The organism is Mycolicibacterium iranicum (assembly GCF_014190915.1).
GTDB lineage: Bacteria > Actinomycetota > Actinomycetes > Mycobacteriales > Mycobacteriaceae > Mycobacterium > Mycobacterium iranicum_B.
On record NZ_JACHVU010000001.1, the window covers coordinates 788,217 to 811,511 of the forward strand.

A 23,295-nucleotide genomic window follows, 5' to 3' on the forward strand; every position below is an offset into this window, starting at 1 on the left:
CTCAGCGCACGAGGCGCCGCAGCAGCGCCGAGGCCACCGCGACGGCCAGCACCGCGGCCACCAGCAGCACCGCCACGTCGAGCAGGCCGTTGGCGGGGGTGCCGATCAGGAGTCCCCGCAGCGCGTTGACCTCATAGGACAGCGGGTTGACCGCGGACAGCCACCGCAGCCACTGCGGCATCACCTCGACCGGATACAGCGCGTTGGACGCGAAGAACAGGGGCATCGTGATCGCCTGCCCGATGCCCATCAGCCGATCGCGGTTGCGCACCAGCCCGGCCAGCGCCATCGACAGGCACGCGAAGAACGCCGAACCCAGCACGACCACCCCCATCGCGGCGAGGATCTTGAGCGGATTGGCCGTCAGGTGCACGCCCAGGACGAACGCCAGCGCGACGACACCGACGACCTGTACGACCGAGCGGACACCGGCGGCGAACGCCTTGCCGGTCACGATCGCCGAGGCCGGCGCTGGGGTGACCATGAGCTTGGCCAGGATGCCGGCGTCCCGGTCCCAGACGATCTGGATGCCGTAGAAGATCGAGATGAACAGCGCGGACTGCGCGATGATCCCCGGCGCGAGGAACGCCAGGTAGGGCACACCGCCGGTGTCGATCACCCCGAGCCGCGAGAACGTCTGCCCGAAGATCAACAGCCACAGCGCGGGCTGCACCATCCGGGTGACCAGCTCGGTGCGGTCGTGCTGCAGCTTCTGGAGTTCCACCAGCGCGAACGCGCCGATACGCCGCGAGGTGCCACGGACGCGGCGCCACCCGCGGGGCGCCGAGACGAGCTCGGCCTGCGGGCGGGGTTCAACCGACACGGCGTGCCGTCCTCCGGCTCGCGCGCACCGCACGGAAACCGCCGCGAGGTTCGCCGGCCAGATCCGAGCCGGCGTAGTGGCGGAAGACGTCTTCGAGCGTGGCCTCGCGGGTGCCGTCGGTGAGGCGGCGCTTGAGGTCGGCGGGGCTGCCGACGACCTGCAGCCTGCCGTGGTCCATCAGCGCCACGCGGTCGCACAACACGTCGGCTTCCTCCATGTAGTGCGTGGTCAGCAGCACCGTCATGCCGAATTCGTCCTGCATGCTGCGCACCTGGTTCCACACCCCCTCGCGGGCGATCGGGTCGAGGCCGACCGTCGGCTCATCGAGGATCAGCAGCGACGGCCGGTTGACCAGCGCCTGTGCCAGCTCAAGCCGGCGGACCATCCCGCCGGAGTAGCTGCCCGCGGTCTCGTCGGCGACGTCGAGCAGCTGCATCGCGTGCAGCGCGTCCTCGACGCGCGCCCGCCGCTGCCTGCGCGGGACGTCGTAGAGCCGGGCGAACAGCTCGACGTTCTGCCTGCCCGTCAGCGCCGATTCGATGGAGAGCTGCTGGGGGACGTAACCGATGTTGTGCCGGATGTCCATGGTGCGGCGGTGGGAGTCCATCCCGAAGATCAGCACCTGCCCGTGCTGGGCGGGCGTCAGCGTCGTCAGCACTCGCACCACCGTCGTCTTGCCCGCACCGTTGGGGCCGAGGAGCCCGACCGTCTCGCCGGAGCGGACCGCGAGGGTGAAGTCCTCGACCGCGGTGAAGTCGCCGTAGCGGTGGGTGAGGCCCCGGCAGTCCACCGCGAGGCCGGCATCCGAATCTGAGGTCATGCGATCTCCTCCTGCGGCATCCGGCCGGCCTCGATGGCCCGCCGAGCGCGACATGGAGCTGGCAACCGTGGCCACCCGGTAGGTCGCCGCCGCTCTTCGGCTCCTACACCCGGCCCGCCCGGCCGGCGGCACACGGGAGAACCCAGTGCCGACTCGGTGACCACGGTTGCTACAGCGAATTCAAGCTAACACACGTGTTCACAAAAACGGAGCCAACTCCGCTGCTAAGCGTGGTGCCGCACAACGGTTTTCAGGCCGCCTTTCGTTCCGTGTCTCAGGAGGCGTCCGTTTCGGCCTTCAGCACGAGCACGGCCCTGGCCTCGACGGACACGGTGGCCCCGGCCGGCTGCGGGTCGGCGCCGGGCTCACCGGCCGTCGAGATCACCGGAATCCACGACTTGGCAAACTCCTCCGACGGCAGCGTGAACTCGATCGGCTCGTAGTGGGCGTTGAAGAACAGCAGGAACGAGTCGTCGACCACCCGCTGGCCCCGGGCATCCATGTCGGGGATGCCGTGCCCGTTGAGGTAGACCCCGACCGATTTCGCGAAGCCCGAACCCCAGTCCTCGCCCGTCATCTCCGCCCCCTCGGGGGTGAACCACGTGATGTCGGGCAGGCTGTCCTGCCCGCGGCGGCCCAGCGGCTTACCGCTGAAGAACCGCCGCCGCCGGAACACGGGGTGCTCGGCGCGCAACTGCGCGACGGTGCGGGTGAACTCCAGGAGCTCGGTGTCGGCGGTGGACCAGTCGATCCAGGTGATCTCGTTGTCCTGGCAGTAGCCGTTGTTGTTGCCGCCCTGGGAGCGGCCGAGCTCGTCGCCGTGGCAGATCATCGGCACGCCCTGGCTCAGGAGCAGCGTGGTCAGGAAGTTGCGCTCCTGCCGGGACCGCAGGGCCAGCACCTCGGGATCGTCGGTGGGTCCTTCGACGCCGCAGTTCCACGACCTGTTGTGGCTCTCGCCGTCGTTGTTGTCCTCGCCGTTGGCCTCGTTGTGCTTCTCGTTGTAGGACACGAGGTCGCGCAGCGTGAAGCCGTCGTGGGCGATGACGAAGTTGATCGAGGCGACGGGGCGCCGCGCGGTGTGCTCGTACAGGTCGGCCGACCCGGTGAGTCGGTAGGCGAACTCGTCGAGCGTGGCGGGCTCGCCGCGCCAGAAGTCCCGCACGGTGTCGCGGTACTTGCCGTTCCACTCCGTCCACTGCGGCGGGAAGTTGCCGACCTGGTAGCCGCCGGGGCCGACGTCCCACGGCTCGGCGATCAGCTTGACCTGGCTGACCGTCGGGTCCTGCTGCACGAGTTCGAAGAACGTCGCCAGGCGGTCGACGTCGTAGAACTCGCGGGCCAGTGTGGAGGCCAGGTCGAAGCGGAACCCGTCGACGTGCATCTCGGTGACCCAGTAGCGCAGCGAATCCATGATCAGCTGCAGCGAGTGCGGGTGCCGGACGTTGAGGCTGTTGCCGGTGCCCGTGTAGTCCATGTAGTACCGCTTGTCGTCGTCGACCAGCGAGTAGTACGCGGCGTTGTCGATACCGCGCATCGACAGCGTCGGGCCCATGTGGTTGCCCTCGGCGGTGTGGTTGTAGACCACGTCGAGGATGACCTCGATACCCGCCTCGTGCAACGCGCGGACCATCGCCTTGAACTCCTGGACCTGCCCGCCCGGGTTCGGGTTCGCGCTGTATTTGAAGTCGGGGGCGAAGAAGCCGATGGTGTTGTAGCCCCAGTAGTTCGACAGTCCCTTGTCGACCAGCGTCGAGTCGTTGGCGAAGTGGTGCACCGGCATCAGCTCGATCGCGTTGACGCCCAGTGAGGTGAGGTGCTCGATGATCGCCGGGTGCGCGACGGCGGCGTAGGTGCCGCGGATCTGCTCCGGGATGTCGGGGTGGGTCTGCGTGAGGCCCTTGACGTGCGCCTCGTAGATGACGGTGTCGGCGTACTCGTGGCCGGGCGGCCGGTCCACGCCCCAGTCGAAGTACGGGTTGATGACCACGGACTTCGGCATGTGGGGGGCCGAGTCCTCGTCGTTGCGGCTGTCGGGGTCACCGAAGTTGTAGCTGAACAGCGACTGGTTCCACTCGAAGCTGCCGTCGATGGCCTTCGAGTACGGATCCACCAGCAGCTTGTTCGGGTTGCAGCGGTGCCCGTTCTCCGGGTCGTACGGGCCGTGGACGCGGTAGCCGTAACGCTGGCCGGGCTCGATGTTCGGCACGAAGCCGTGCCAGACGAAGCCGTCGACCTCCGGGAGGGTGAAGCACTCGGTCTGTTCGCCGTTCGCGTCGAACAGGCACAGCTCGACCTTCTCCGCGATCTCACTGAACAGCGCGAAGTTGGTGCCATAGCCGTCGTAGGTGGCTCCCAGCGGATAGGCCTTTCCGGGCCAGAGTTCGAGAGTGGGAGCCTGGGGCTGCGCGGCTGTGGTCAAAGGGCACCTTCCTTTCGATCAAGGTGACCCTATGGTGCACCCTGAGCGGCGGCATGTCCGCGCAGCCTGAACTGCCCGCTAAACAAGGAGTGCAAACAACCCCAGGCCAGGCGAGTGGCCACTATCACCCCTGCGGGGCCGCTTCCACGATCTGCACGCCGGCCGCCCGCAGAGCACCGACCGCATCGGCACTCGACACCGGCGAGACCCCCGCGGTCAGGGCGAGCACGACCCGCGTGCCGAAACCCTCCGCGAGGGCGTCGGCGGCCGTGGCCTTCACGCAGTAGTCCGTCGCGATGCCCACGACGTCGACGTCGTCCACACCCCGCTCCCGCAGCCACCCGGCCAGCGTCGCGCCGTCGTCGGTGGTCCCTTCGAAGCCGCTGTAGGCCGCCGAGTAGTGGCCTTTCTTGAACACCGCCTCGATGGGCGTGGTGTCCAGGTCGGGGTGGAACTGCGCGCCCGCGGTGTCGGCGACGCAGTGGACGGGCCAGGAGTTGACGTAGTCGGGCGTCTCCGAGAAATGCGATCCCGGGTCGATGTGGAAATCCTTCGTCGCGACCACGTGGGCGTAGGGGTGGTCGCCGGCCAGCAGCGCGGAGATGCCGCGGGCGACGGCCGCGCCGCCGTCGACGGCCAGCGACCCGCCCTCGCAGAAGTCGTTCTGCACGTCCACGACGAGGAGTGCCCGGGTCGTCGTCGCCGCCTGCCGGGGCGATCTCGTAGTCACGATGCCACGGTATCGTCGCTGCTCTCGATGCGCTGGTGCGCGGTCAGCAGCAGGTGGTCGAAGGCGGCCCGTGGGGGCAGGTTCTCGTCGTACTCCACCTTGCGGTAGTCGCTGAGCAGTTGTTCGGCCAGCACCCGCAGCTTGACGTTCGTCTCCTGGGATCGCCAGCGCAGCAGCTCGAACGCGGTCTCGTCGTCGACCCGGTAGATCAGCATCAACATGCCCTTGATCTGCTCGATGGCGGCACGGTTCTCTGTGATCTCGGCCAGCGCCGCGGACACCATCTCCTTGGCCTGGGCGTCCGTCGGGGTCATGTCGACGTAGAACCCGTGGGTGCCCACGAGCCGCCCGCCGTCGTCGAGCAGCTGGTCGCCGATCACGACGACCTCGTGCACGTCGCCACGGGTGTCGATGATGCGGTGGCGGGTGCTGAACGTGCGGTGTGTGCGCCGCATGTCCTCGAGCGTGGCGGCCACCTGCTGGCGGTCGTCGGGATGTTTGTGCGAGAGCACCAGGTCGGTCGTCGGTGTCACCGAGCCCGGCTCGTAGCCGTGCAGAATCTGGACCTGCTCGGACCATTCCCACCGCTCGTCGGCGAAATAGAACCGGAACCAGCCGACGCGCTCGGGTGCGCCACCGGCGAGCGCCTGCTCCAGGGAGTCCTCACTCGCCACGCACCGAACCCTAGCGAACGCGGCCCCGTTCACCCTCCGAATAGCAGATACAGCCCCGTGAACGTGTAACCCACCATCACCAGCATCATCGCCAGCTGCCCGGTGAGCTGATGGCGCTCGGGCAGGACCCGCAACGCCCGGTCGTGCGCGGCGATCACGCCGGCGACGTGACCGATCACCACGAACCCGACCTTCAGCGTCGCGAGCACCCCGGGGTGCATCGACAACAGGTACACCACCTCGGCGTCGGCCATGCCGAACAACCGGTACACGGTCTGCTGGCCGCGTTCGATCAGGTAGGTCAGGTAGTGTGCGAAGACGTAGCCGAGCACGATCGGGATCAGCGAATGTGCCAGCAGCCCCGGCAGTTCCCGGCGCCGGGCGGCGTCGACCCCGCCGGTGGCGCGGGCGGCCAGGCAGAACGTCGTCGCGACCACGCCGACGAACAGGGCCAGCCCCGCGGTCCGCAGCGCGGACGCGCCGAACGCCGAATCGGTCATCTCGTCGACGAACCGGCGCATCTGCGGCATCGCCGAGAAGCTGTCGAACGCGGTGGATCCGAGCAGGACCGACAGCACGGCGACCACGCCCGGCCGCACCGGCAGGGTGAGCAGGTTGTCGAACGGGTTGCCGATCGCGATGCGGCCGTCGGGGTTTCGCCGTAGCGGCGAGAAGCGGGACGCCACCACGCTGTACACCTCGAACGGGTCGGCGCGGGCGCACCAGCGCGTCCCGCTCCAGAACGTCCCGGCCAGCGTCACCACCAGATAGATCAGCAGCCAGGTGCGGATGGCGTCCAGCGAGCCCGGGTCCGGGCTCGCCAGTTCCAGCCATACGAATGCGAACAGGCCCGCGGCGGCAGGCCAGTAGCCGAGCCCGTCGGGGTAGCGGCCCCCGAAGGAGCGTCCGCCGAGGAACCGGTACAGGGCGCGCACCGGCGACAGCACCCGCCACACCGGGCCGAGGAGGACCGACAGCGCGACGAGCCCCACCCACAGCAGCACGTAGAACACACCCGGGAGCGCATTCTCGCCGTTCTGCGGGCCGAGGAACGACGCCACCGCCACCCAGCCGGCCAGCAGCAGGGCGACGGCCGCCAGCACCCAGCGCGTGACCGGGGCGTCGACAGCGCGGGAAACCCACTGCGGCAGAGGACGTCCGGGGCGGTCCGCGTCGAACTTCGGCTTTCGCCACGCCAGCGCCACCACAGCGAAGGTGAACGTCAGCGCCCATGCGGCACCGATCAGGGCGTAGGTGAACGGAATGGGCAGATCGGTCGAGCCGCCCAGGCCGTGGGCGAGGAACTGTTCGGTCACTGCACCTGGATCGTCGCGATCGTGGTGTGCGACTCGTGCAGCTCCACATCCACCCGGCCGGGCACCTCGACGGTGAACTGGAACGACTGCGCCGGGCCGACCGCGACGGGGAACGTGTGCTCCGGGGTGGAGTGCACGTGCAGCTCGTCGGCCGCGTCGCTGTCCACGCGGATCACGATCTGCTCGCCGAGACCGGCCTGCAGCTGCTCGTTCGTCGGGGTCACCGTGCCGCCCTTGATCGTCACGTCGATGACGAGCTGATCGGGCGGGGCCTGCGCGTCCGTCATCTCCGACGGACTCGCCGCACCCGTGCTGGACGCCGTTGCGGCGCCGGCGGATTCACCGGATTCGCCCGAGCCACCAGATCCGCCACAGCCGGTCAGCAGCAGGGCCGCCGCGGAGAGGGCGAGGACGCATCGACCAACGGTTCGTGCGGTGATCACGGGTTCCCATCGTTGTTGTCCGGTTTGCGCCGGTTCTTGGCCGCGATGTACACGACCACCCCGGCGACGACGATCGCGGGCGCGAAGGCGGGCACGGCGAGCCAGATCGGGTGGTCGGCGAGCACGACCACCTCGGGTGCGGCCGTCATGCCTGGGCGGACGGCTCGAACTCGGCCTCACTGGAGGACGGCTCGCTGCTGTTGATGCGCCCACCGCCCCAGGTGATCCCGGCGATCATCGCCAGCGTGCACACCAGCACCACCAGGCAGCCGATGAACCACAGCGACTGCGGGATGTCGGGGCTGCGCTCGCGCTGCAGGATGGTGATCTCCGAGACGAACGGGCGGGTGAACTGGGCCTCGGCGGGCACTTCCTCGGCGCCGATACCGGGGTCACCGTGCAGGTAGATCGGCACCGCGGTCAGTGTCTTGCCGTCGTGGACACGCAGCAGCGTCTTCCAGGTGCCCGACACCGGCATCGGCTCCGTCGACCGGAAGTGCCCCGGGCCGACCTGTTCCAGATGGTCGATGAAGATGCCCCGGTCGTTGGGCAGGCCACCCTGCCAGCCCAGCACCGACACCCAGTTCGGGTCGTCGCTGACGACATCGGGCGGGGTGAAGCGCACATCGGCGGTGGCGTACCGCTCCCCGTTCACCGGCGGCGCCTCGGTCAGCGTCACCGACGCGGTCGCGTTCTGCGGGGTACTGTACTGGAGTCCGTTCGCGGCGGCGCCGCCGATCGCGAGGATCGTCAGCACCACCAGTCCGATGCCGACGCCGCGGCGGGGTAGCCGCTGCCCGGTGACGACCATGCCGGCCATCGCGCCGCAGGCGCCGGTGAAGATGCCGACCGGGATCGCCATCGCCAGCGCTTCGGGCCAGAAGCTGGTCGGCCACGGGTAGTGGTAGACCGCGTTGATCCAGAACGATTCGATGAACAGGCCGAGGGTCGCGATGCCGAGACCGCTGACCAGGCCGAACACCACGGGCCGCTTGTACAGCGGGGTCAGCGCCACCAGTTCGACGACCACCGCGGCGCCCAGGTAGAGCGGGAACCAGTTGATCGGGGCCTCCAGCACGGGACCGACCAGCAGCGCGACGATGCCGCGCAGGCCGATGGCGATGATGGCGGCGATCAGAGCCGCGCCGCGCCCCAGGAAGATGCGGGCCATCACGAGCGCCAGGCCGGCGGCCGCGGCGATGAGCATCGGCTGGAACACCTGGCGGAACTGCGGGACACCGAAGTCGAACTCGATCTGGTAGACCGAGGCGCCGATCAGCACGCCGGCGAAGGCGAGGTAGAGGACGAACTTCAGGCCGAGGCCATCGCGCGGAGCGTCCGGTCCCACGGCGCGCTTGCCTTCGTACTCCAGGTACGCCGCCGCCAGGGTGGAGAAGCCGGCGCCGCCGATCATCATCAGGTGGGTGGGGCCCCACAGCGTGACGTCCTGCCCGAAGATCCGGTGCCAGATGTCGTCGAGCGGGAAGCCCATCAGCGCGTAGAGACCGCAGCCGGCCATCACGATGCCGCCGACCGGGGCGTACCAGTGGTCGGTGATGCGGACGGCCGCCGGTCCCGGCCGGTCGTCGGCGCCGAGGGGCAGCACCATGGCCGTGCAGCCGGCGACGAAGATGCCGAACAGGCCGATCAGGATGAAGTAGTGGGCGGGGTTGGCGAGCGCGCCGTCGTCACGGCCGTTGCCGATGTGCAGGCTGACGTCCCAGATGAAGCCGAACAGCGCGCAGATGATCGACGCGGTGAACAGCGCGACCGGCAGCGCCACCCACGACGGCCGCTTGAACCGGCGACCGGTCCAGTCGGCCAGGCTGGTCAGCCAGGTGATCTTGTGATTGCGGTGCATCCAGCCGATCCACAGCAGAATGGCCGCCACGACCGCTCCGGCTGCTGTCAGCGTGATGATCTCGCTGATGGCCGCACCGCCACCTTCGGAACCGCCAGACGACTGCGCCAGAAGCGACCCCGCTTGCAGAGAAAACTCCATCGTCATCCCATCTCACGCGCCACGGACTTCCTACCGGTCGGTAATGTTGCCAGAACCGACCCAGGTGAAACCAGGGGTACCGGGTTTGTACCGGGTTTGTTCGATCGGTCGCCGATTCGGACCCACGACGTCACCATGAGTGCATGGCCGGGGGCAAGACCGTCTTCGAACTGCGCGTGCACGGGGTCTCCGGCACTCCGCCGGAAGCGATGCTGCACTGCCCGTCCGAATTCCTGAAACTCCAGAAGGGCGACCGCGACGCCGCCTTCTACCGCCGGTCCGACTGGATCGACGACGCGGCCGGCGCGGCACGCGAGGGCGCCTGGCGCAGCCGGATGGAGGCCTACTCCTGGGGTGGGCTGACCTCGCGGCGCGCCAGCAGGGCGCTGTGGGTACTGCTGCTGCCCATCAGCTTGATCAACCTCGCGCACTGGATGCTGCCGCCGACGACGCACCGGCGCGCGGGTCTGGTCGTGGTGGCGGTGCTGCGGTTGCTGGCGTTGTCGTTCACCGTGACCTTGCTGCTGGCGATGGCCGTGTCGGTGCTCGACGTCGCGGTGTGGCAGTGCGGCAGCGTGCCGTTCTGCAGTTCCGGCTGGGGTCCGCTGGCGTTCCTGTCGGAATGTTGCAGCGGCGTGCGGCTGGCGCTGGGCGCGCTGCCCCTCGTCGTCGTGATCCTCGTGCTGTGGCTGCGGGGCCGGGAGGAATCGAGCCCGGTCGGCCGCGGCGACCTGCCACCCGATCCGGTGGTGGCGCCGGACGCCGAGTCACCGCTGGCCGACGAGAACTTCTGGAACCGCGATCCGTCCGTGCCGCGGATGCGCGCGTGCCACGTGATCACGTGGACCTCGGCGCTGGCCGCCCTGCTGCTCGCGGTGGCGCTGCACTACACGCGCACCGGGCTGCACGGCACCGTCAACGGTGTCCTGTTCGGTCTGAACCTCGCGATCCTGGCGGTCGCCGTCGCAGCCACCGGGTGGAACCGGGCGACCGGACGTGGCGGCGCACCGGCGCCGCGGGCCGTGCACCGCACCCTGATGGTTCTGCGCTGGGTCGCTCTGGCGTCACTGGGGGCGACGCTGATCTGGGTGGCCTTCTGGGCCGGCATCCCCGACCGCGCCCCTGCGACGCACCTGCCCGCGCTGCGGGAAGCGGTGTACGTCCTGCTCGGGGTGCAGGGCGTCCTGCTGGCCGGGGCCTTCGCCGCGGTGGCGCTGGCGATGCGCGGCGCCCCGCACCCGGACTGCGGGAAGGACTACCGGCCGACGCTGCGGGGCTACACCGGTCCGTTCGTCGCGCTGCTGGGCTGGCTGCTCGGGGGCGCGCTCAGCGTCGGCGTGGGGCTGTGGACGGCGCAGATCCTCGGCACCCTGACCTTCTCCAGCGCCGACGCGCGACGCGAACTGACCGCGCGCAGTCTCGTGCTCGCCGACGCCACCCGTGGCTTCGAGGACAGGCTCGACGCCGCGGGCGCCGCGGCCCCGCTGATGGTTCCGGCTCCTTACCTGTGGACCGCGGCCGCGATGGTCGTCACCGTCGCGGTGGCTGTGGTGTGGGCGGTCGTGGTGTGGCGCAGGGCCGTTCGGCGCTCCGGGACGGACAGGTCCGGTGACCCCGACGTCGAGCGGACCGCACCCGACGACGTGTGGGAGGCGATCGGCGCGGCGCGTGCCCTCGCTGCCCTGACCGATTCCGGGCCCGGGATGATCGCCGGCGTCGCCGTCACGGGATCAGTGCTCTTCGGCGCGACCGCGCTGCTGTCGACGTTCTTCCCGCTGGTGGTGCCCCCACCGGGCCCCGCGATGGCGGTGGTTCTCGGGACGCCCGTCGTCCTGGTCGTGGCCCTGCTGCTGCTCGCGGTGCAGGGGTTCCGGAACCGCCAGGCGCGCCGGGCGGTCGCGATCCTCTGGGACGTCGTCACGTTCTGGCCGAGGTCGACGCATCCGCTGACGCTGCCGTCCTACGGCGGCCGCACCGTCCTGGACCTGCGGTACCGGCTCGCGGAGCTGACCACCAACGACAGCGACGGCACCGCGGCCACCAGGGTGGTGCTGGTCGCCCACAGCCAGGGCACGATCATCGCGGCCGCCGCCCTCATGCAGTGCACCAAACCCGAGGAGCGGTATCCGCTGCTGACGTTCGGCTCCCCACTGCGGCGGCTCTACGCGCGCAACTTCCCCGCGTACTTCGGCTATCCGGCGATGTCGGCGCTGCGCCGCCGGCTCTGCCGTCCGCACCCGCGATGGATCAACCTGTGGGCGCACACCGACCCCATCGGCGGCTGGGTGTTCGACCCGTCGTGGGTGTACTTCCTCGACGACGCGAAGACCCGCACCATGGCCGACGCGCTGACGGGCGCCGACTGCCGGATCCTCGACCTGCCGCAGGAGACGACCGGGCCGTGCGCCATGCGTGCCGGTGCGGCGATGTGCGGACACGGCGGATTCTGGGACCGCGACGACTACTCCTTGGCGGTCGCCGCGCTGCAGGAGCTGGTCGTGCCCAAGGACGAAGGCGCCATCACGAGCGCGACGGCGCCTCCGGTGGCCCAGGCCATGTAGCGCTCACTTGCGCGGCGGGCGGAGCACCTTCATGGCCATCTGCATGATCGGCTCGGGCACACGGTCCTTGGCGCCCAGCGCCGCGTCGGCGGCCCTGCCGCGCAGCGGGGTGCCGCGGCCGAAGTAGCGGTTGAGCGGGCCGCCGCTGGGCTCGAGGTCCACGTGCAGCGGGGGCTTGCCCGCCGCCGCGCCGAGCGCGTTCGAGATCACCATCCGCTGGATCTCGCTGGTGCCCTCGAAGATGGTGTACAGCTTGGCATCCCGATACCACTTCTCGACCGGGTGGTCCTTGATGTAGCCGTAGCCGCCCATCGTCTGGATCGCACGCTCGGTGGTCCTGACTGCCAGTTCGGTGGCGGCGAGCTTCGACATCGAACCCTCGCCGCGCTCGAACCGCACGCCCGTGGCGGCCATCCACGACGCCCGCCAGGTCAGCAGCCGCGCGGCGTCGAGCTGGGTGGCCAGGTCGGCGAGGGGGAACGCGATGCCCTGGTTGTCGATGATCGGTGCGCCGAACGCCTCGCGATTGTTCGCGTACTCGGTGGCGTACTCCAGTGCGGCCCTGGTGATTCCGAGTGCCTGCGCGGCGACCATCGGTCGGGTCTGCTCGAGTGCGCCCAGGGTGGCCGAACCGGAGTGCTGGCCTCCCTCGACGGCCTCACGGGCCTTGGCGAGCTTGTGCTCCAGCTTCTCGGCACCGCCGAGAAGGTAGTCGCCCGGAATGCGGACGCCGGTGAACTTCAGCTCGGCGGTGTGCGAGGCGCGGCAGCCGAGCTTGTCGAGCTTGCGGACCATGTCCAGCCCCGGCGTGCCGCCGGGCACGATGAACAGCGCCTGGCCCTTGTGCCCCAACTCGGGGTCGACGTTGGCGTTCACGACGTGGACGTTGGCGATGCCGCCGTTGCCGATCCACATCTTGTGCCCGTCGATGATCCAGTCGTCACCGTCGCGGCGCGCGGTCGTGCGCAGGTTGCGGACATCGCTGCCGCCCTCCGGCTCGGAGATGGCCAGAGCGGCCAGCTTCAGATCACCCGGCGTGCCGAAACACTCGGGCGCCCACTGCAACATCTGCTCCGGTGACGCGGCCTGCCCGATCGCGGACAGCGCGAGCGCCGGCATCACGACGGCCAGCCCGATGCCGGCGCAACCCCAGAACAACTCCTCCATGAACATCGGCAGCGAGAGCCCGGTCGGGTCGCCGATGAGGTCGCGATAGAACAGCGGGCTGTAGAAGCCCCGGGTGGCCGCCTCCTCCAGGACCGGCCACGGGAACTCCTGCCGCTGGTCGTAGTCGGCGGCGACGGGCCGCACGACCTCTTCGGCGAACTGATGCGCGCGGCGGGCGAGATCGTGTTGAGCCGCGGTAGGAGTGATGTCGAAGGTCATAGGAAACTCCCGGGTTGGGTGCACACGTGTTCACTGGTACCCAGTTCGGTTCGGCGGGAATCGTGTTCTCCGCCGGCGGGAATCGCGCCCTGACTCGGCGGGAACTGCGTGCAATCCCGGCGGGCGCCGTGTCTCATCTCGGTGGGCGCCGTGTCCTGTGTCGGCTGGAGCCGTGTCCTATCTCGGTGCACCCTCGGTGTTCTCGACCCGATCGGCGACGGCACGGTCACCGGGGCGCGGTGACCGCCGCAGGCCCGCGACGACGCCATCGCGGTTGCGCTCGGGTTGGTTCTGCGACATCTTCGACTTCCCTTCGACCGCGGTGATCGCGAGCTCGACACCGACGATCGCCCGCAACTGCCCGGCGACGAAGGATGCCGGGGCGTCGGCGACCTGCCACGGATCGTCGCGACCGCGCTCGTGCTCCACGGTCAGCCGGCCGACCAGGTCGGCCACCCAGTCGACGTCGTCGTGCGCGATCAGCCGGCCGTGCACGGCCAGCACGTCGTAGTTCCACGTCGGCACGACCTTCCCGGTCTCGCCCTTGGTCGGGTAGAAGGCCGGGGAGATGTAGGCGTCCGGGCCGGGGATGATCGCCACCGACTCCGCCCCCTCGGCCCTCCAATGCGGATTGGCCCGGGCGACGTGCCCGAGCAGGGCATGCCGGTCGGCGTCGTAGACCACGGGCAGGGGAGTGACCCGCAGGCCGTCCTCGGTGTGGCTGACCAGGTGCGCGAGGCCGCCGTGAGCCAGCGCCGCGCGGGCGTCGGACTCCGACAGCGCGAACTTCGGCGGGATGTACATGGAGCGGCCGGCCATGCATCGACCCTAGGCCGGACCCTCCCGCGCCGGGAGATCCGCGGTGCCTGGCACCGGGGAATCGACAGCCCAGTCCGGCGGCGGCCTCAGGGTGGCCAGCGCGAGGCTGCTGACGGCCATCAGCACCATCGTGAGAATCAGGAAGTTGGCGTAGCCGCCGAAGTGGTCCGCGGTGGCGCCGGAGGCGAGCGGACCGAACGCCGTGCCCAGCGAGAGCGCCGCCACGAGGCCCCCGAACAGGCCGCCGAAATTCTTCAGCCCGAAGTACCGCGACGCGAGGTAGGCGATCACGTCCACCTCCGCGCCGAGGGTGAGGCCGAACAGCGCCGCGGCCACGGTCTGGCTGACCGGGCTGCTGCCGTCGATCAGGAGTGCTGCGCACCCGAGGATGGGGACCAGGTAGGCGCACGCACCCACCAACCGGCCGGGGAAGCGGTCGAGGAGGACGCCGACCCCGAGGCGGCCGACGATCGAGAAAACGCCGACCAGCGCCGCCGTGCCCGCCGCGGCGAGGGGTGCAGCGCCGGCGTCGCGCAGGATCGGGACCAGGTGCACGACGATGCCCAGCGTGGTGAACGCGAACAGCCCTGCCGCGAGCAGCAGCTTGTAGAAGGTGGCCGAACGCAATCCCTCGGCGACCGACAGGCCGGGCAGTTCGACCGGCGCAGCGGTCGGGGGCGAAGCGGCGGTCGGGGGCGCGGCTGCCTCGGTGGACGGCGCAGCGGTCGGGGTTGCGGCTGCCTCGGTGGACGGCGCAGCGGTCGGCGGCGCGGACGCGGCGGATCTGTCGTCCTGCGCGCCGCGGAAGAAGACCCACACCACGGCGAGCACCAGCCCACCCCAGAGGACCCCGAGGCCGATGAACGCTGTGCGCCACCCCCAGGCGCCGATCAGTGCGGTGGCCAGCGGGGGGAACACCGCTGCCGCCAGCGAACCGCCCGACAGCGTGACCGCGAACGCGAGACCCCGCGACGTCTCGAACCGACTTGCGACCGCCGCGGTCCACACGGTGGTCTGCACCCAGAAGCAGGCGAAGGCGAGAACCGCCCACAGCGCCACCCAGTTCGTCATCGTGCCCGTGGCCGTGCCGAGCAGCGCGAACGCCAGCGTCATGAGGGCAACGCCCGACAGCCCGACGCGGCGAGGGCCCAGACGGTCGACCATCAAGCCGATCGGGAGTGCTGCGGCGGCCGCCGCCAGGCCGACGATCGTCAGACCCACCGATGTCTGGGCCCGGCTCCACCCGAACTCGTCCTGGAGTGGCTGCATGAACGCGCCGAGGGAGTAGACGTGAATGACGCCCATCGAATAACCGAGGCCAGCAGCCAGCGGAAGCGGGCCGTGGCGCCGCCACTCGGCGACCGCGGTGCTGTCGAATCTGGACATGCCGCCCCCGTCTCTCCTGGCCGCTCGGGTGCGCCAATCGGCCGCGCTGGCCGCTCGGCCGCGCCCGCACGCTGAGCGAGTGCTCAGGAGTCTATCGGCGTCGGCCCCGGGCCGGGGCGGCCGGCGCTACCCCGGCGCCGCCCCCGCCCCCGCCTCGGCGATGCGGCGCTGCGCCTCGCCAACCGAGATGCGCAACCGGCGGGCCAGCACCTCGGCCCACGGCGCCCCGGCGAACTGCACCGGCGGCGGGCCCGCGACCATCTGCCCGAGGAGGCGCTTCTGCATCACGGACAGCTGCTTGGTCACGGCCTCCAGGCGCACGAGCAGCGCCCGCTGGTCGGCCGGGGAGAGGGACTGGAACGGCAGGGCCGAAACGGCCCGGTGGGCACGGTCCACGGCGTCGAGCGCCGCGATCACTTCCTTCTTCGAACTCATGTTCGACAGCGTACGGACGGGGTGTGACACGTCGATACGCTGGCGACATGGCCAGAAAGTTCGCGACCGCCGACGTCGTCACGCTGCCCGAGCTCCTCGACTTCATCCGGCCGCGCCACCGGATGGTCCTGACCACGTTCCGCGCCGGGGAGTCCCTGCAGAGTTCGCCGGTGACCGGTGGCGTCGACGCCGAGGGTCGCATCGTCGTCGCGACCTACCCGCAGCGGGCCAAGTCGGCGAACATCCGCCGCCGGCCCCGCGCCAGCGTGATGGTGCTCTCCGACGACTTCAACGGACCCTATGTCCAGGTCGACGGCCACGCCGAGGTCATCGATCTGCCCGACGCCGTCGAGCCCCTGGTGGAGTACTTCCGTTCCGTCGCCGGTGAGCATCCGAACTGGGACGAGTACCGGCAGGCGATGATCGACCAGCGCAAGTGTCTGATCAGGGTCACGCCGCAGCGGTGGGGGCCCGTCGCCACCGGCGGCTTCCCGCCCTCGTAGCGCCGCTGTGCGCGGAGGCCGAACAGGACGGTCACCGCCTACTGTGGTAGTCAGAGCAAGCGGACACGTTGCGTCAGCTAGCACGTCAAACTATAGTCTGGACACATGTCCAGGAGGGTTCGGATTTCTTGCTCGAGTCAATTCGGCCAGCTCAGGGCCGCTCTCCAGGATCTGTGAGCTGATCATGCGTATCGCGTTGCTGTCCTATCGCAGTAAGACCCACTGCGGTGGACAAGGTGTCTACGTCCGCCATCTGAGCCGCGGGCTCGTCGAACTCGGCCATGACGTGGAGGTCTTCTCCGGCCAGCCCTACCCCGAGATCCTCGACCCCCGGGTGCGTCTGACCGAGGTGCCGAGCCTGGATCTGTACCGGGAGCCGGACCCGTTCCGCGTCCCCCGCCCCAGCGAGATCAAGACGAGTATCGACCTCGAAGAACTGCTGACCACGTGGACGGCCGGTTTCCCCGAGCCGAAGACGTTCAGCATGCGGGCGGCCCGACTGCTCGCCGACCGTCGCGACGACTTCGACGTCGTGCACGACAACCAGTGTCTGGGCACCGGGCTGCTGACGATCGCCGAGTCCGGGCTGCCGGTGGTCGCCACCGTGCATCACCCGATCACGCGCGACAAGGTGCTCGAAGTGGCCGCCGCGAAGTGGTGGCGCAAGCCCCTGGTCCGCCGTTGGTACGCCTTCGCCGAGATGCAGAAGCAGGTGGCCCGCCAGATCCCGGAGCTGGTCACCGTGTCGTCGACGTCGGCGGCCGACATCGCCGAAGACTTCGCCGTCGACCCCGGCCAGCTCAACGTCGTTCCCCTCGGTGTCGACACCCAGCTGTTCCAGCCGTCGGAGCAGCGGGTTCGCAACCGCATCATCGCCATCGCCAGCGCCGACGTCCCGCTCAAGGGCGTCAGCCATCTGCTGCACGCGGTCGCGCGGCTGCGCGTCGAACGCGACCTGGAGCTGCAGCTGGTGGCGAAACTCGAACCCAACGGGCCGACCGAGAAGCTGATCGCCGAACTCGGCATCTCCGACATCGTGCACAGCTCCAGCGGCCTGTCCGACGCCGAGCTCGCGGGTCTGCTGGCCTCCGCCGACGTCGCGTGCATTCCGTCGCTCTACGAAGGGTTCTCGCTGCCGGCCGTGGAGGCGATGGCCAGCGGGACGCCGATCGTCGCCAGCCGCGCGGGCGCACTGCCCGAGGTCGTCGGGGCCGACGGGGAATGCGCCCGCCTGGTCACCCCTGCCGACGTCGGCGAGCTGACCGCGGTGCTCGGCGAATTGCTGGACTCGCCCCGGGAATTGCGCAGGCTCGGCGACAACGGTCGCCGCCGTGCGCTCGAAGTGTTCAGTTGGGAATCCGTCGCCGCACAGACCGTCGCGGTGTACGAGAGGGCCTGCGAAAGGGTCGCGACATGCTGACCGTGGATTACGACCGCCTGGGCGTCGGCCCCGGAACGAAGGTCATCGACGTCGGGTGCGGCGCCGGGCGCCACACGTTCGAAGCGTTCCGGCGCGGGGCCGACGTCGTCGGGTTCGACCAGAGCGTCTCGGACCTCAACGACGTCGACGAGATCCTGCAGGCGATGAAGGAACAGGGCGAGGCGCCCGCGTCGGCCAAGGGTGAGGCGGTCAAGGGCGACGCCCTCGATCTGCCCTATGCCGACGGCACCTTCGACTGCGTCATCGCCTCGGAGATCCTGGAGCACGTCCCCGCGGATGACCGCGCCATCTCCGAGTTGGTGCGCGTGCTCAAACCCGGTGGCGCACTGGCGATCACGGTTCCCCGGTATCTCCCGGAGCGGATCTGCTGGGCGCTGTCGGACGAGTACCACGCCAACGAAGGCGGCCACATCCGCATCTACCGCGCCGACGAACTGCGCGACAAGGTGCTCGCCCACGGGCTGCGCCTGACCCACACCCACCATGCCCACGCGCTGCACTCGCCGTACTGGTGGCTCAAATGCGCTGTGGGGACCGAGAAGAACGATCACCCGGCCGTCACGGCGTACCACAAGTTGCTGGTGTGGGACATGATGAGCCGTCCGTGGCTGACGCGGACCGCCGAAGCGGCGCTCAACCCGCTGATCGGGAAGAGTGTGGCGCTCTACTTCAGAAAGCCTGCTGCCGCTGATGCGTGACATTCCCGGGGTGCCGGGTGTGTTCACGCCGGCCCAGTGCCGGCAGACCGCCGAATCGATTGCCGCGACACAGGAGTCGAGCGGCGCGATTCCGTGGTCGGTCGGAGGGCACACCGACCCCTGGGACCACATCGAGAACGCGATGGCGCTGACCGCCGCGGGCCTGCTGGAGCCGGCGCGCGCGGCGTTCGAGTGGTCGCGGGTGACGCAGCGACCGGACGGCACCTGGCCGATTCAGCTGCGCGACGGCGTCGTCGAAGATCCCAACAGCGACACCAACTTCTGCGCCTACATCGCGACCGGGGTGTGGCATCACGTGCTCGTGACCGGGGACCGCGACTTCGCGGCCGCCATGTGGCCGGTGGTCGCCAAGGCCATCGACTTCGTGCTGGAGCTGCAGGCCGGCACCGGTGAGATCGCCTGGGCGCGAGGCAGAGGCGGCGACGCCGACGAGGCACTGCTGACTGGGTGCGCGAGCATCCACCACAGCATCCGGTGTGCGCTGGCGCTGGCCGACCATCTCGGGTGCCCGCAGCCGGAATGGGAGGTCGCGGTCGGCCGTCTGGGTCACGCCATCGCCGATCATCCCGACGCCTTCGTCACGAAGGACCGGTGGTCGATGGAGTGGTACTACCCGATTCTCGGTGGGGCACTTCGCGGTCCGAGGGCGCACGCCCGCATCGACGACCGGTGGGACGATTTCGTGGTCCCCGGCCTGGGGATTCGGTGCGTCGACGACCGTCCGTGGGTGACCGGGGCCGAAACCTGTGAACTGGTCCTGGCTTTGGACGCGATCGGGGAGCACGAGCGCGCCCACGAGCAGTTCGCCGCGATGCACCACCTGCGCGAGGAGGACGGCTCCTACTGGACCGGGCTGGTGTACACCGACGGCAAGCGCTGGCCGGTGGAGCGCACCACGTGGACGGGTGCCGCCGTGATCCTGGCCGCCGACGCACTGTCGTCGACCACGCCCGCGAGCGGCCTCTTCCGCGGCACGGATCTGCCGAGAGGCCTTGAGGGCGAATACGATTGCGAGTGCGCGACCAGCGAGCGCTAGGCGGCACCGAGCGTGCCGGGCTCACCGGAGACCCGCTCGAGCACCCGCATGGACCCGACGGCGCGCACCTCGCGGAAGTCGCCCGTCTGCAACGCGCGCTGGTAGATCAGGAACGGGGCGCGGCCACCGTCGGCCGGGTCGGGGAACACGTCGTGGATGATCAGGGCGCCGCCCACCTCGACCCACCGGGCCCACCCGTCGAAGTCCCGGTTGGCGGCCTCCTCGGTGTGCCCACCGTCGATGAACAAGAGGCGCAACGGAGTTCGCCATCCGCGAGCCACCACGGGGGAGCGGCCGACGACGGCGACGACGTGCTCGTCGAGGCCGGCCCCGTCGAGGGTGTGGCGCAGTGTCGGGAGCGTGTCGAACAGGCCGGTGACCGGATCGACCATCGACGCGTCGTGGTACTCCCACCCGACCTGGTGTTCCTCAGAGCCGTGGTGGTGGTCGATCGTGTAGACGATGCCGCCGGTCTGCTGGGCGGCGGCGCCGAACATCACCGTCGATTTGCCGCAGTACGTGCCGATTTCGACGCCGACCCCGTCGGCCAGGTACTGCAGGGCGGTGTCGTAGAGCGCACGTCCCTCGTCGGCCGGCATGAAGCCGGTGACCTTCTCGGCGTAGTCGAACAGGGCCGCCGCGGCCGGCGGGAGGGCGGTGTCGGCATCGGGGTGACGGCTGACCGTCGCGTCGCTCATGGCTGTCCAACTTACCGTTGCCGGGCCCTAGTGGATCACTATCAGTTGTAGTAGCGTCCGGACATGTGTCCGATCCGACCCTAGAGTCGACTCGGCGTCGCCTGACGGCCCGCCAGGCCGACACCGTGGACCGCCTGGGTCGCGCGGCCGTCGACCTGCTCAAACGTGACGGATTCGCCGGCCTCACCGTGCGTCGCGTCGCGGCGGAGGCGGGAGTCGGCGCGGCCACGGCCTACACGTATTTCTCGTCCAAGGAGCACCTCGTCGCCGAGGTCTTCTGGCGCCGGCTGGCGGGTTCGCCGCGCGTCGAGCACGGGTCCGCCGATCAGGCCGCCCGGGTGACCGAGGTCCTCGGGCACATCTCACTGCTGGTCGCCGACGAGCCGGAGTTCGCCGGGGCCGTGACCACCGCGCTGCTCGGCAAGGACCCCGACGTCGAGGTGCTGCGGCAGCGCATCGGGCGGGACATCCGTGAGCGGCTGGCCGACGCGCTGGGCCCCGACACCGACCCGGACGTGATCGACGCCCTCGAGATGCTGTACTCCGGCGCCCTGGTGCGCGCGGGCATGGGTTACGCGTCCTACGAGGAGATCGCCGCGAAGCTGGAGAAGGCGGCACGCCTGATGCTGAGCTGAGCTGAGCTGAGCTGAGCTGAGCTGAGCTCAGCGCGGCCCGAGCAGCGCCGTCGCCGCGGCGACCGCCGGTCCGGCGATGCCGCGCATGTCCCGGTCGTCCTCGACGAAAAGCGCTGTCAGTTCCCGTAACCCGCCCAGCAGGATGAGGGCGATGGGCGGGTCGATCGGGTCGAGGCCGGCGCGCCGGAAGCCCGCACTGCTGGTCAGTGCCACGAGCATGGCGGTCAGATCGCGCATCACCTGCCTGTGCAGCGGCCGTGCGACGGCGCCGAGCGCGGGCGCCTCGCGGATCCAGCACAGCGTGACCGCCGGCCGGGCGGCGATGTGCTCGACGTAGGCCCTGACGGCCTGATCGATCTGGGACTCCCAGCCGGCCTCGGGGTCCACGGTGGCGGTGATGCTCGCGATCAGGCCGGCGTTGTTCCTGCGCAGCAGCTCGATCAGGCTCTCTTCCTTGGAGGCGAACTGCTCGTAGAAGGTGCGCTTGGAGGTCCTGGCGTGCCGGACGATGTCGGCGACGGTCGTGTCCCGATACCCGCGCTCGCTGATCGACGCGGCCAGACCGTCGAGAAGGCGGTCGGTGACGGCAGCTTCCGTTGCCTCACGGGCCCCCGCGACCGCCCCTGTCTCCACCGTCGGAGACGTCACATCAACCACCTCAACACCCTTGCGCACTTCTGGTACCACCCGGTACCGTACCTCACATGACAGCGGTACACAGCAGTACCACGGAGCGCCCCGTCCGCCTTCCGCCGACCCCTCGCGTGCCGAAAGTCCTGCAGGGCCTCGGTTTCTCGGTGTCACGACGCTGGACCGTGGCCCAGATCGTGCGGCGGTACGGCGAGGTCTTCTCGATGACTTTGCCGGTGTTCGGCCCGACCGTTCTGGTCACCGACCCCGCGCTGGCCAAGCAGCTGTTCATGGCCAACACCGACGACGTCGGCAACATCCAGCCCAATCTGTCGCGGGTGCTGGGGTCCGGGTCGGTGTTCGCCCTCGACGGCACCGACCACCGGCGGCGGCGCAAGCTGCTGACCCCGCCGTTCCACGGCAAGAGCATCAAGAACTACGAGCGCATCTTCGAAGAGGAGACGCTGCGCGAGACCGCCGAGTGGCCCGAGGGCCAGGAGTTCGAGACTCTCGAACCGATGATGCGGATCACGCTGAACTCGATCCTGCGGGCGGTGTTCGGCGCCGACGGCGCACACCTCGACGAGCTGCGGCGCATCATCCCGCCGTGGGTCACGCTCGGTTCGCGGCTGGCCGTGCTGCCGACGCCGCAGCGGACCTACGGACGCTTCAGCCCGTGGGGCCGGCTCGCCGCGTACCGGCGCCGCTACGACGAGGTGGTCGGCCGGCTCATCGACGCCGTCCAGGCCGACCCGAACTTCGAGGACCGTGACGACGTACTGGCGTTGCTGCTGCGCAGCACCTACGAGGACGGTTCGGCGATGTCGCGCCAGGACATCGGTGACGAGCTGCTGACCCTGCTCGCGGCCGGGCACGAGACCACCGGCGCCACGCTGGGATGGGCGTTCGAGCGCATCAGCCGCCACCCGGAGGTGCTGGCCGCGCTCGTCGCCGAAGCCGAGACGGACGGCAACGAATATCGGCAGGCGACCATTCTGGAGATCCAGCGTTCGCGCACCGTCATCGACTTCGCCGGGCGACACGTCTACGCACCGACCTTCGAACTCGGCGAATGGGTTATCCCGCAGGGCTATTCGATCGTCGTCGCCATCGGCGAGGTGCACCACCGCAGCGAGGACTTCCCCGACCCCGAGCGATTCGACCCGCAGCGGTTCGTCGGCCAGCGGCCCACCACGCTGTCGCACATCCCGTTCGGCGGCGGAACCCGCCGCTGCGTCGGCGCCGCCTTCGCCAACGTCGAGATGGATGTCGTGCTCCGAACGGTGTTGCGCCAGTTCACCATCGAGACGACGGCGGCGCCGGGGGAGAAGATGCACTCACGCGGCGTGGCCTATACGCCCGCTGCCGGCGCCCGCGTGGTGCTGCACCGCCGCTAGTTGCGATTCGGCGTTGGTGCGGCGAAGGGTTGGTACCAGCGCCAGTGGGCGCGTTCGCCGGTGGGTCCGCGGTAGGGGGCGACCGCCGGTGGTGGCGTGGTGGGTGGGCGGGCCAGCGCGCCCGGTGGCAGGGGGTCGCCGTCGCTGTCGGTGACGACCAGGCGGTGCGCGGGTCCGGTGAGGGTGATCAGGCCGCGGTGATGAGCGCGATGATGATAGGGACAGACCAGCACCAGGTTGTCCAACTCGGTGGGGCCGCCGTCTTCCCAATGCACCAGATGATGGGCATGCAACCCGCGCGTGGCGCCACAGCCGGGCACCACGCAGCACCGGTCGCGATGCTCCAGGGCGCGGCGCAGCCGGCGGCTGATCGTGCGGGTCTCCCGCCCCGACCCGATCGGCTGGCCGTGACGTTCGAA

23 protein-coding genes are annotated in these 23,295 nt (G+C 69.9%); 7 read left to right on the forward strand and 16 right to left on the reverse strand.

Translation table 11 applies throughout. The features are described 5' to 3' along the window. Position 1 precedes the first annotated feature (1 nt). The 9 genes from FHR72_RS03655 to FHR72_RS03695 all read right to left on the reverse strand — a co-directional run bounded on the left by FHR72_RS03655 (position 2) and on the right by FHR72_RS03695 (position 9,230). Positions 2-823: an ABC transporter permease gene (locus tag FHR72_RS03655; protein ID WP_183466513.1), complete on the reverse strand. Its 822-nt coding sequence runs from the start codon at positions 821-823 to the stop codon at positions 2-4. Then, on the reverse strand, positions 813-1,643 hold the full coding sequence (locus FHR72_RS03660; protein WP_183466514.1) for an ABC transporter ATP-binding protein: 831 nt from the start codon (positions 1,641-1,643) through the stop codon (positions 813-815). Before FHR72_RS03660 ends, FHR72_RS03655 begins: the two co-directional genes overlap by 11 nt. Positions 1,644-1,917: 274 nt before the next feature. Continuing rightward, on the reverse strand, positions 1,918-4,065 hold the full coding sequence (glgX, locus tag FHR72_RS03665; RefSeq protein ID WP_183466515.1) for a glycogen debranching protein GlgX: 2,148 nt from the start codon (positions 4,063-4,065) through the stop codon (positions 1,918-1,920). Positions 4,066-4,189: 124 nt separating this feature from the next. Next, complete coding sequence (locus FHR72_RS03670) at positions 4,190-4,795, reverse strand: nicotinamidase (protein ID WP_183466516.1); 606 nt, start codon at positions 4,793-4,795, stop codon at positions 4,190-4,192. Beyond that, positions 4,792-5,469: a PAS and ANTAR domain-containing protein gene (locus FHR72_RS03675; RefSeq protein WP_183466517.1), complete on the reverse strand. Its 678-nt coding sequence runs from the start codon at positions 5,467-5,469 to the stop codon at positions 4,792-4,794. Before FHR72_RS03675 ends, FHR72_RS03670 begins: the two co-directional genes overlap by 4 nt. Before the next feature lie 29 nt (positions 5,470-5,498). Continuing rightward, complete coding sequence (locus tag FHR72_RS03680) at positions 5,499-6,785, reverse strand: hypothetical protein (protein WP_183466518.1); 1,287 nt, start codon at positions 6,783-6,785, stop codon at positions 5,499-5,501. Beyond that, complete coding sequence (locus tag FHR72_RS03685) at positions 6,782-7,228, reverse strand: hypothetical protein (RefSeq protein ID WP_311736041.1); 447 nt, start codon at positions 7,226-7,228, stop codon at positions 6,782-6,784. Before FHR72_RS03685 ends, FHR72_RS03680 begins: the two co-directional genes overlap by 4 nt. Next, positions 7,225-7,377, reverse strand: a complete 153-nt coding sequence (locus FHR72_RS03690) for a hypothetical protein (protein ID WP_183466519.1) — start codon at positions 7,375-7,377, stop codon at positions 7,225-7,227. Before FHR72_RS03690 ends, FHR72_RS03685 begins: the two co-directional genes overlap by 4 nt. Continuing rightward, positions 7,374-9,230, reverse strand: coding sequence for a hypothetical protein (locus tag FHR72_RS03695; protein ID WP_183466520.1), 1,857 nt, complete (start codon positions 9,228-9,230; stop codon positions 7,374-7,376). The genes FHR72_RS03690 and FHR72_RS03695 overlap by 4 nt, the downstream gene beginning before the upstream one ends. 143 nt (positions 9,231-9,373) lie before the next feature. On the opposite strand from FHR72_RS03695, the gene FHR72_RS03700 reads away from it, so the two are divergent. Then, entirely contained in the window at positions 9,374-11,791 is a 2,418-nt protein-coding gene (locus FHR72_RS03700) for a hypothetical protein (RefSeq protein ID WP_183466521.1), read from the forward strand. Positions 11,792-11,794: 3 nt separating this feature from the next. Here the strand turns inward: FHR72_RS03700 and FHR72_RS03705 are convergent, their stop codons facing one another. From FHR72_RS03705 to FHR72_RS03720, 4 genes are all read right to left on the reverse strand, one after another. Beyond that, entirely contained in the window at positions 11,795-13,177 is a 1,383-nt protein-coding gene (locus FHR72_RS03705) for an acyl-CoA dehydrogenase family protein (protein WP_183466522.1), read from the reverse strand. A 177-nt stretch (positions 13,178-13,354) separates the two neighbouring features. Next, complete coding sequence (locus tag FHR72_RS03710; RefSeq protein WP_183466607.1) at positions 13,355-13,981, reverse strand: FMN-binding negative transcriptional regulator; 627 nt, start codon at positions 13,979-13,981, stop codon at positions 13,355-13,357. Positions 13,982-14,005: 24 nt separating this feature from the next. Beyond that, entirely contained in the window at positions 14,006-15,382 is a 1,377-nt protein-coding gene (locus FHR72_RS03715) for an MFS transporter (protein ID WP_183466523.1), read from the reverse strand. Positions 15,383-15,508: 126 nt separating this feature from the next. Next, on the reverse strand, positions 15,509-15,817 hold the full coding sequence (locus tag FHR72_RS03720; protein WP_183466524.1) for a DUF222 domain-containing protein: 309 nt from the start codon (positions 15,815-15,817) through the stop codon (positions 15,509-15,511). 47 nt (positions 15,818-15,864) lie between these two features. On the opposite strand from FHR72_RS03720, the gene FHR72_RS03725 reads away from it, so the two are divergent. The 4 genes from FHR72_RS03725 to FHR72_RS03740 all read left to right on the forward strand — a co-directional run bounded on the left by FHR72_RS03725 (position 15,865) and on the right by FHR72_RS03740 (position 19,516). Next, positions 15,865-16,320 carry a PPOX class F420-dependent oxidoreductase gene (locus tag FHR72_RS03725; protein WP_183466525.1) on the forward strand — a complete coding sequence of 152 codons (456 nt, stop codon included), beginning with the start codon at positions 15,865-15,867 and terminating at the stop codon, positions 16,318-16,320. A gap of 184 nt (positions 16,321-16,504) precedes the next feature. Beyond that, positions 16,505-17,740, forward strand: coding sequence for an MMP alpha-(1->4)-mannosyltransferase (locus FHR72_RS03730; protein WP_183466526.1), 1,236 nt, complete (start codon positions 16,505-16,507; stop codon positions 17,738-17,740). Beyond that, positions 17,734-18,459, forward strand: a complete 726-nt coding sequence (locus tag FHR72_RS03735; RefSeq protein WP_183466527.1) for a class I SAM-dependent methyltransferase — start codon at positions 17,734-17,736, stop codon at positions 18,457-18,459. Before FHR72_RS03730 ends, FHR72_RS03735 begins: the two co-directional genes overlap by 7 nt. Continuing rightward, positions 18,452-19,516, forward strand: coding sequence for an MMP endo-(1,4)-3-O-methyl-alpha-D-mannosidase (locus FHR72_RS03740; RefSeq protein WP_183466528.1), 1,065 nt, complete (start codon positions 18,452-18,454; stop codon positions 19,514-19,516). The genes FHR72_RS03735 and FHR72_RS03740 overlap by 8 nt, the downstream gene beginning before the upstream one ends. Here FHR72_RS03740 and FHR72_RS03745 read toward each other — a convergent pair. Continuing rightward, a complete protein-coding gene (locus FHR72_RS03745; RefSeq protein ID WP_183466529.1) occupies positions 19,513-20,214 on the reverse strand; it encodes a class I SAM-dependent methyltransferase in 702 nt (233 codons plus the stop codon). The two genes, FHR72_RS03740 and FHR72_RS03745, sit on opposite strands and share 4 nt — an antisense overlap. A 65-nt stretch (positions 20,215-20,279) precedes the next feature. Here FHR72_RS03745 and FHR72_RS03750 point away from each other — a divergent pair, with 65 nt between their 5' ends. Beyond that, positions 20,280-20,849, forward strand: a complete 570-nt coding sequence (locus FHR72_RS03750; protein ID WP_183466530.1) for a TetR/AcrR family transcriptional regulator — start codon at positions 20,280-20,282, stop codon at positions 20,847-20,849. A gap of 27 nt (positions 20,850-20,876) precedes the next feature. Here FHR72_RS03750 and FHR72_RS03755 read toward each other — a convergent pair whose 3' ends face one another. Further along, on the reverse strand, positions 20,877-21,482 hold the full coding sequence (locus FHR72_RS03755) for a TetR/AcrR family transcriptional regulator (protein WP_183466608.1): 606 nt from the start codon (positions 21,480-21,482) through the stop codon (positions 20,877-20,879). Positions 21,483-21,553: 71 nt separating this feature from the next. On the opposite strand from FHR72_RS03755, the gene FHR72_RS03760 reads away from it, so the two are divergent. Beyond that, positions 21,554-22,876, forward strand: coding sequence for a cytochrome P450 (locus FHR72_RS03760; protein WP_183466531.1), 1,323 nt, complete (start codon positions 21,554-21,556; stop codon positions 22,874-22,876). On the opposite strand, the gene FHR72_RS03765 is transcribed toward FHR72_RS03760, so the two are convergent. Further along, on the reverse strand, positions 22,873-23,295 hold a 423-nt coding region (locus FHR72_RS03765; RefSeq protein WP_183466532.1), incomplete at its 5' end, for an HNH endonuclease signature motif containing protein. The genes FHR72_RS03760 and FHR72_RS03765 overlap by 4 nt on opposite strands.

Excerpts from the sequence above, each read along its gene's own strand:
- FHR72_RS03725 (WP_183466525.1), top strand. The coding sequence starts at position 15,865 with ATGGCCAGAAAGTTCGCGACCGCCGACGTCGTCACGCTGCCCGAGCTC.
- FHR72_RS03710 (WP_183466607.1), bottom strand. The coding sequence starts at position 13,981 with ATGTACATCCCGCCGAAGTTCGCGCTGTCGGAGTCCGACGCCCGCGCG.
- FHR72_RS03700 (WP_183466521.1), top strand. The coding sequence starts at position 9,374 with ATGGCCGGGGGCAAGACCGTCTTCGAACTGCGCGTGCACGGGGTCTCC.
- FHR72_RS03760 (WP_183466531.1), top strand. The coding sequence starts at position 21,554 with ATGACAGCGGTACACAGCAGTACCACGGAGCGCCCCGTCCGCCTTCCG.
- FHR72_RS03715 (WP_183466523.1), bottom strand. The coding sequence starts at position 15,382 with ATGTCCAGATTCGACAGCACCGCGGTCGCCGAGTGGCGGCGCCACGGC.
- FHR72_RS03745 (WP_183466529.1), bottom strand. The coding sequence starts at position 20,214 with ATGAGCGACGCGACGGTCAGCCGTCACCCCGATGCCGACACCGCCCTC.
- FHR72_RS03730 (WP_183466526.1), top strand. The coding sequence starts at position 16,505 with ATGCGTATCGCGTTGCTGTCCTATCGCAGTAAGACCCACTGCGGTGGA.
- FHR72_RS03720 (WP_183466524.1), bottom strand. The coding sequence starts at position 15,817 with ATGAGTTCGAAGAAGGAAGTGATCGCGGCGCTCGACGCCGTGGACCGT.
- FHR72_RS03705 (WP_183466522.1), bottom strand. The coding sequence starts at position 13,177 with ATGACCTTCGACATCACTCCTACCGCGGCTCAACACGATCTCGCCCGC.
- FHR72_RS03740 (WP_183466528.1), top strand. The coding sequence starts at position 18,452 with ATGCGTGACATTCCCGGGGTGCCGGGTGTGTTCACGCCGGCCCAGTGC.
- FHR72_RS03660 (WP_183466514.1), bottom strand. The coding sequence starts at position 1,643 with ATGACCTCAGATTCGGATGCCGGCCTCGCGGTGGACTGCCGGGGCCTC.
- FHR72_RS03690 (WP_183466519.1), bottom strand. The coding sequence starts at position 7,377 with ATGACGGCCGCACCCGAGGTGGTCGTGCTCGCCGACCACCCGATCTGG.
- FHR72_RS03695 (WP_183466520.1), bottom strand. The coding sequence starts at position 9,230 with ATGGAGTTTTCTCTGCAAGCGGGGTCGCTTCTGGCGCAGTCGTCTGGC.
- FHR72_RS03735 (WP_183466527.1), top strand. The coding sequence starts at position 17,734 with ATGCTGACCGTGGATTACGACCGCCTGGGCGTCGGCCCCGGAACGAAG.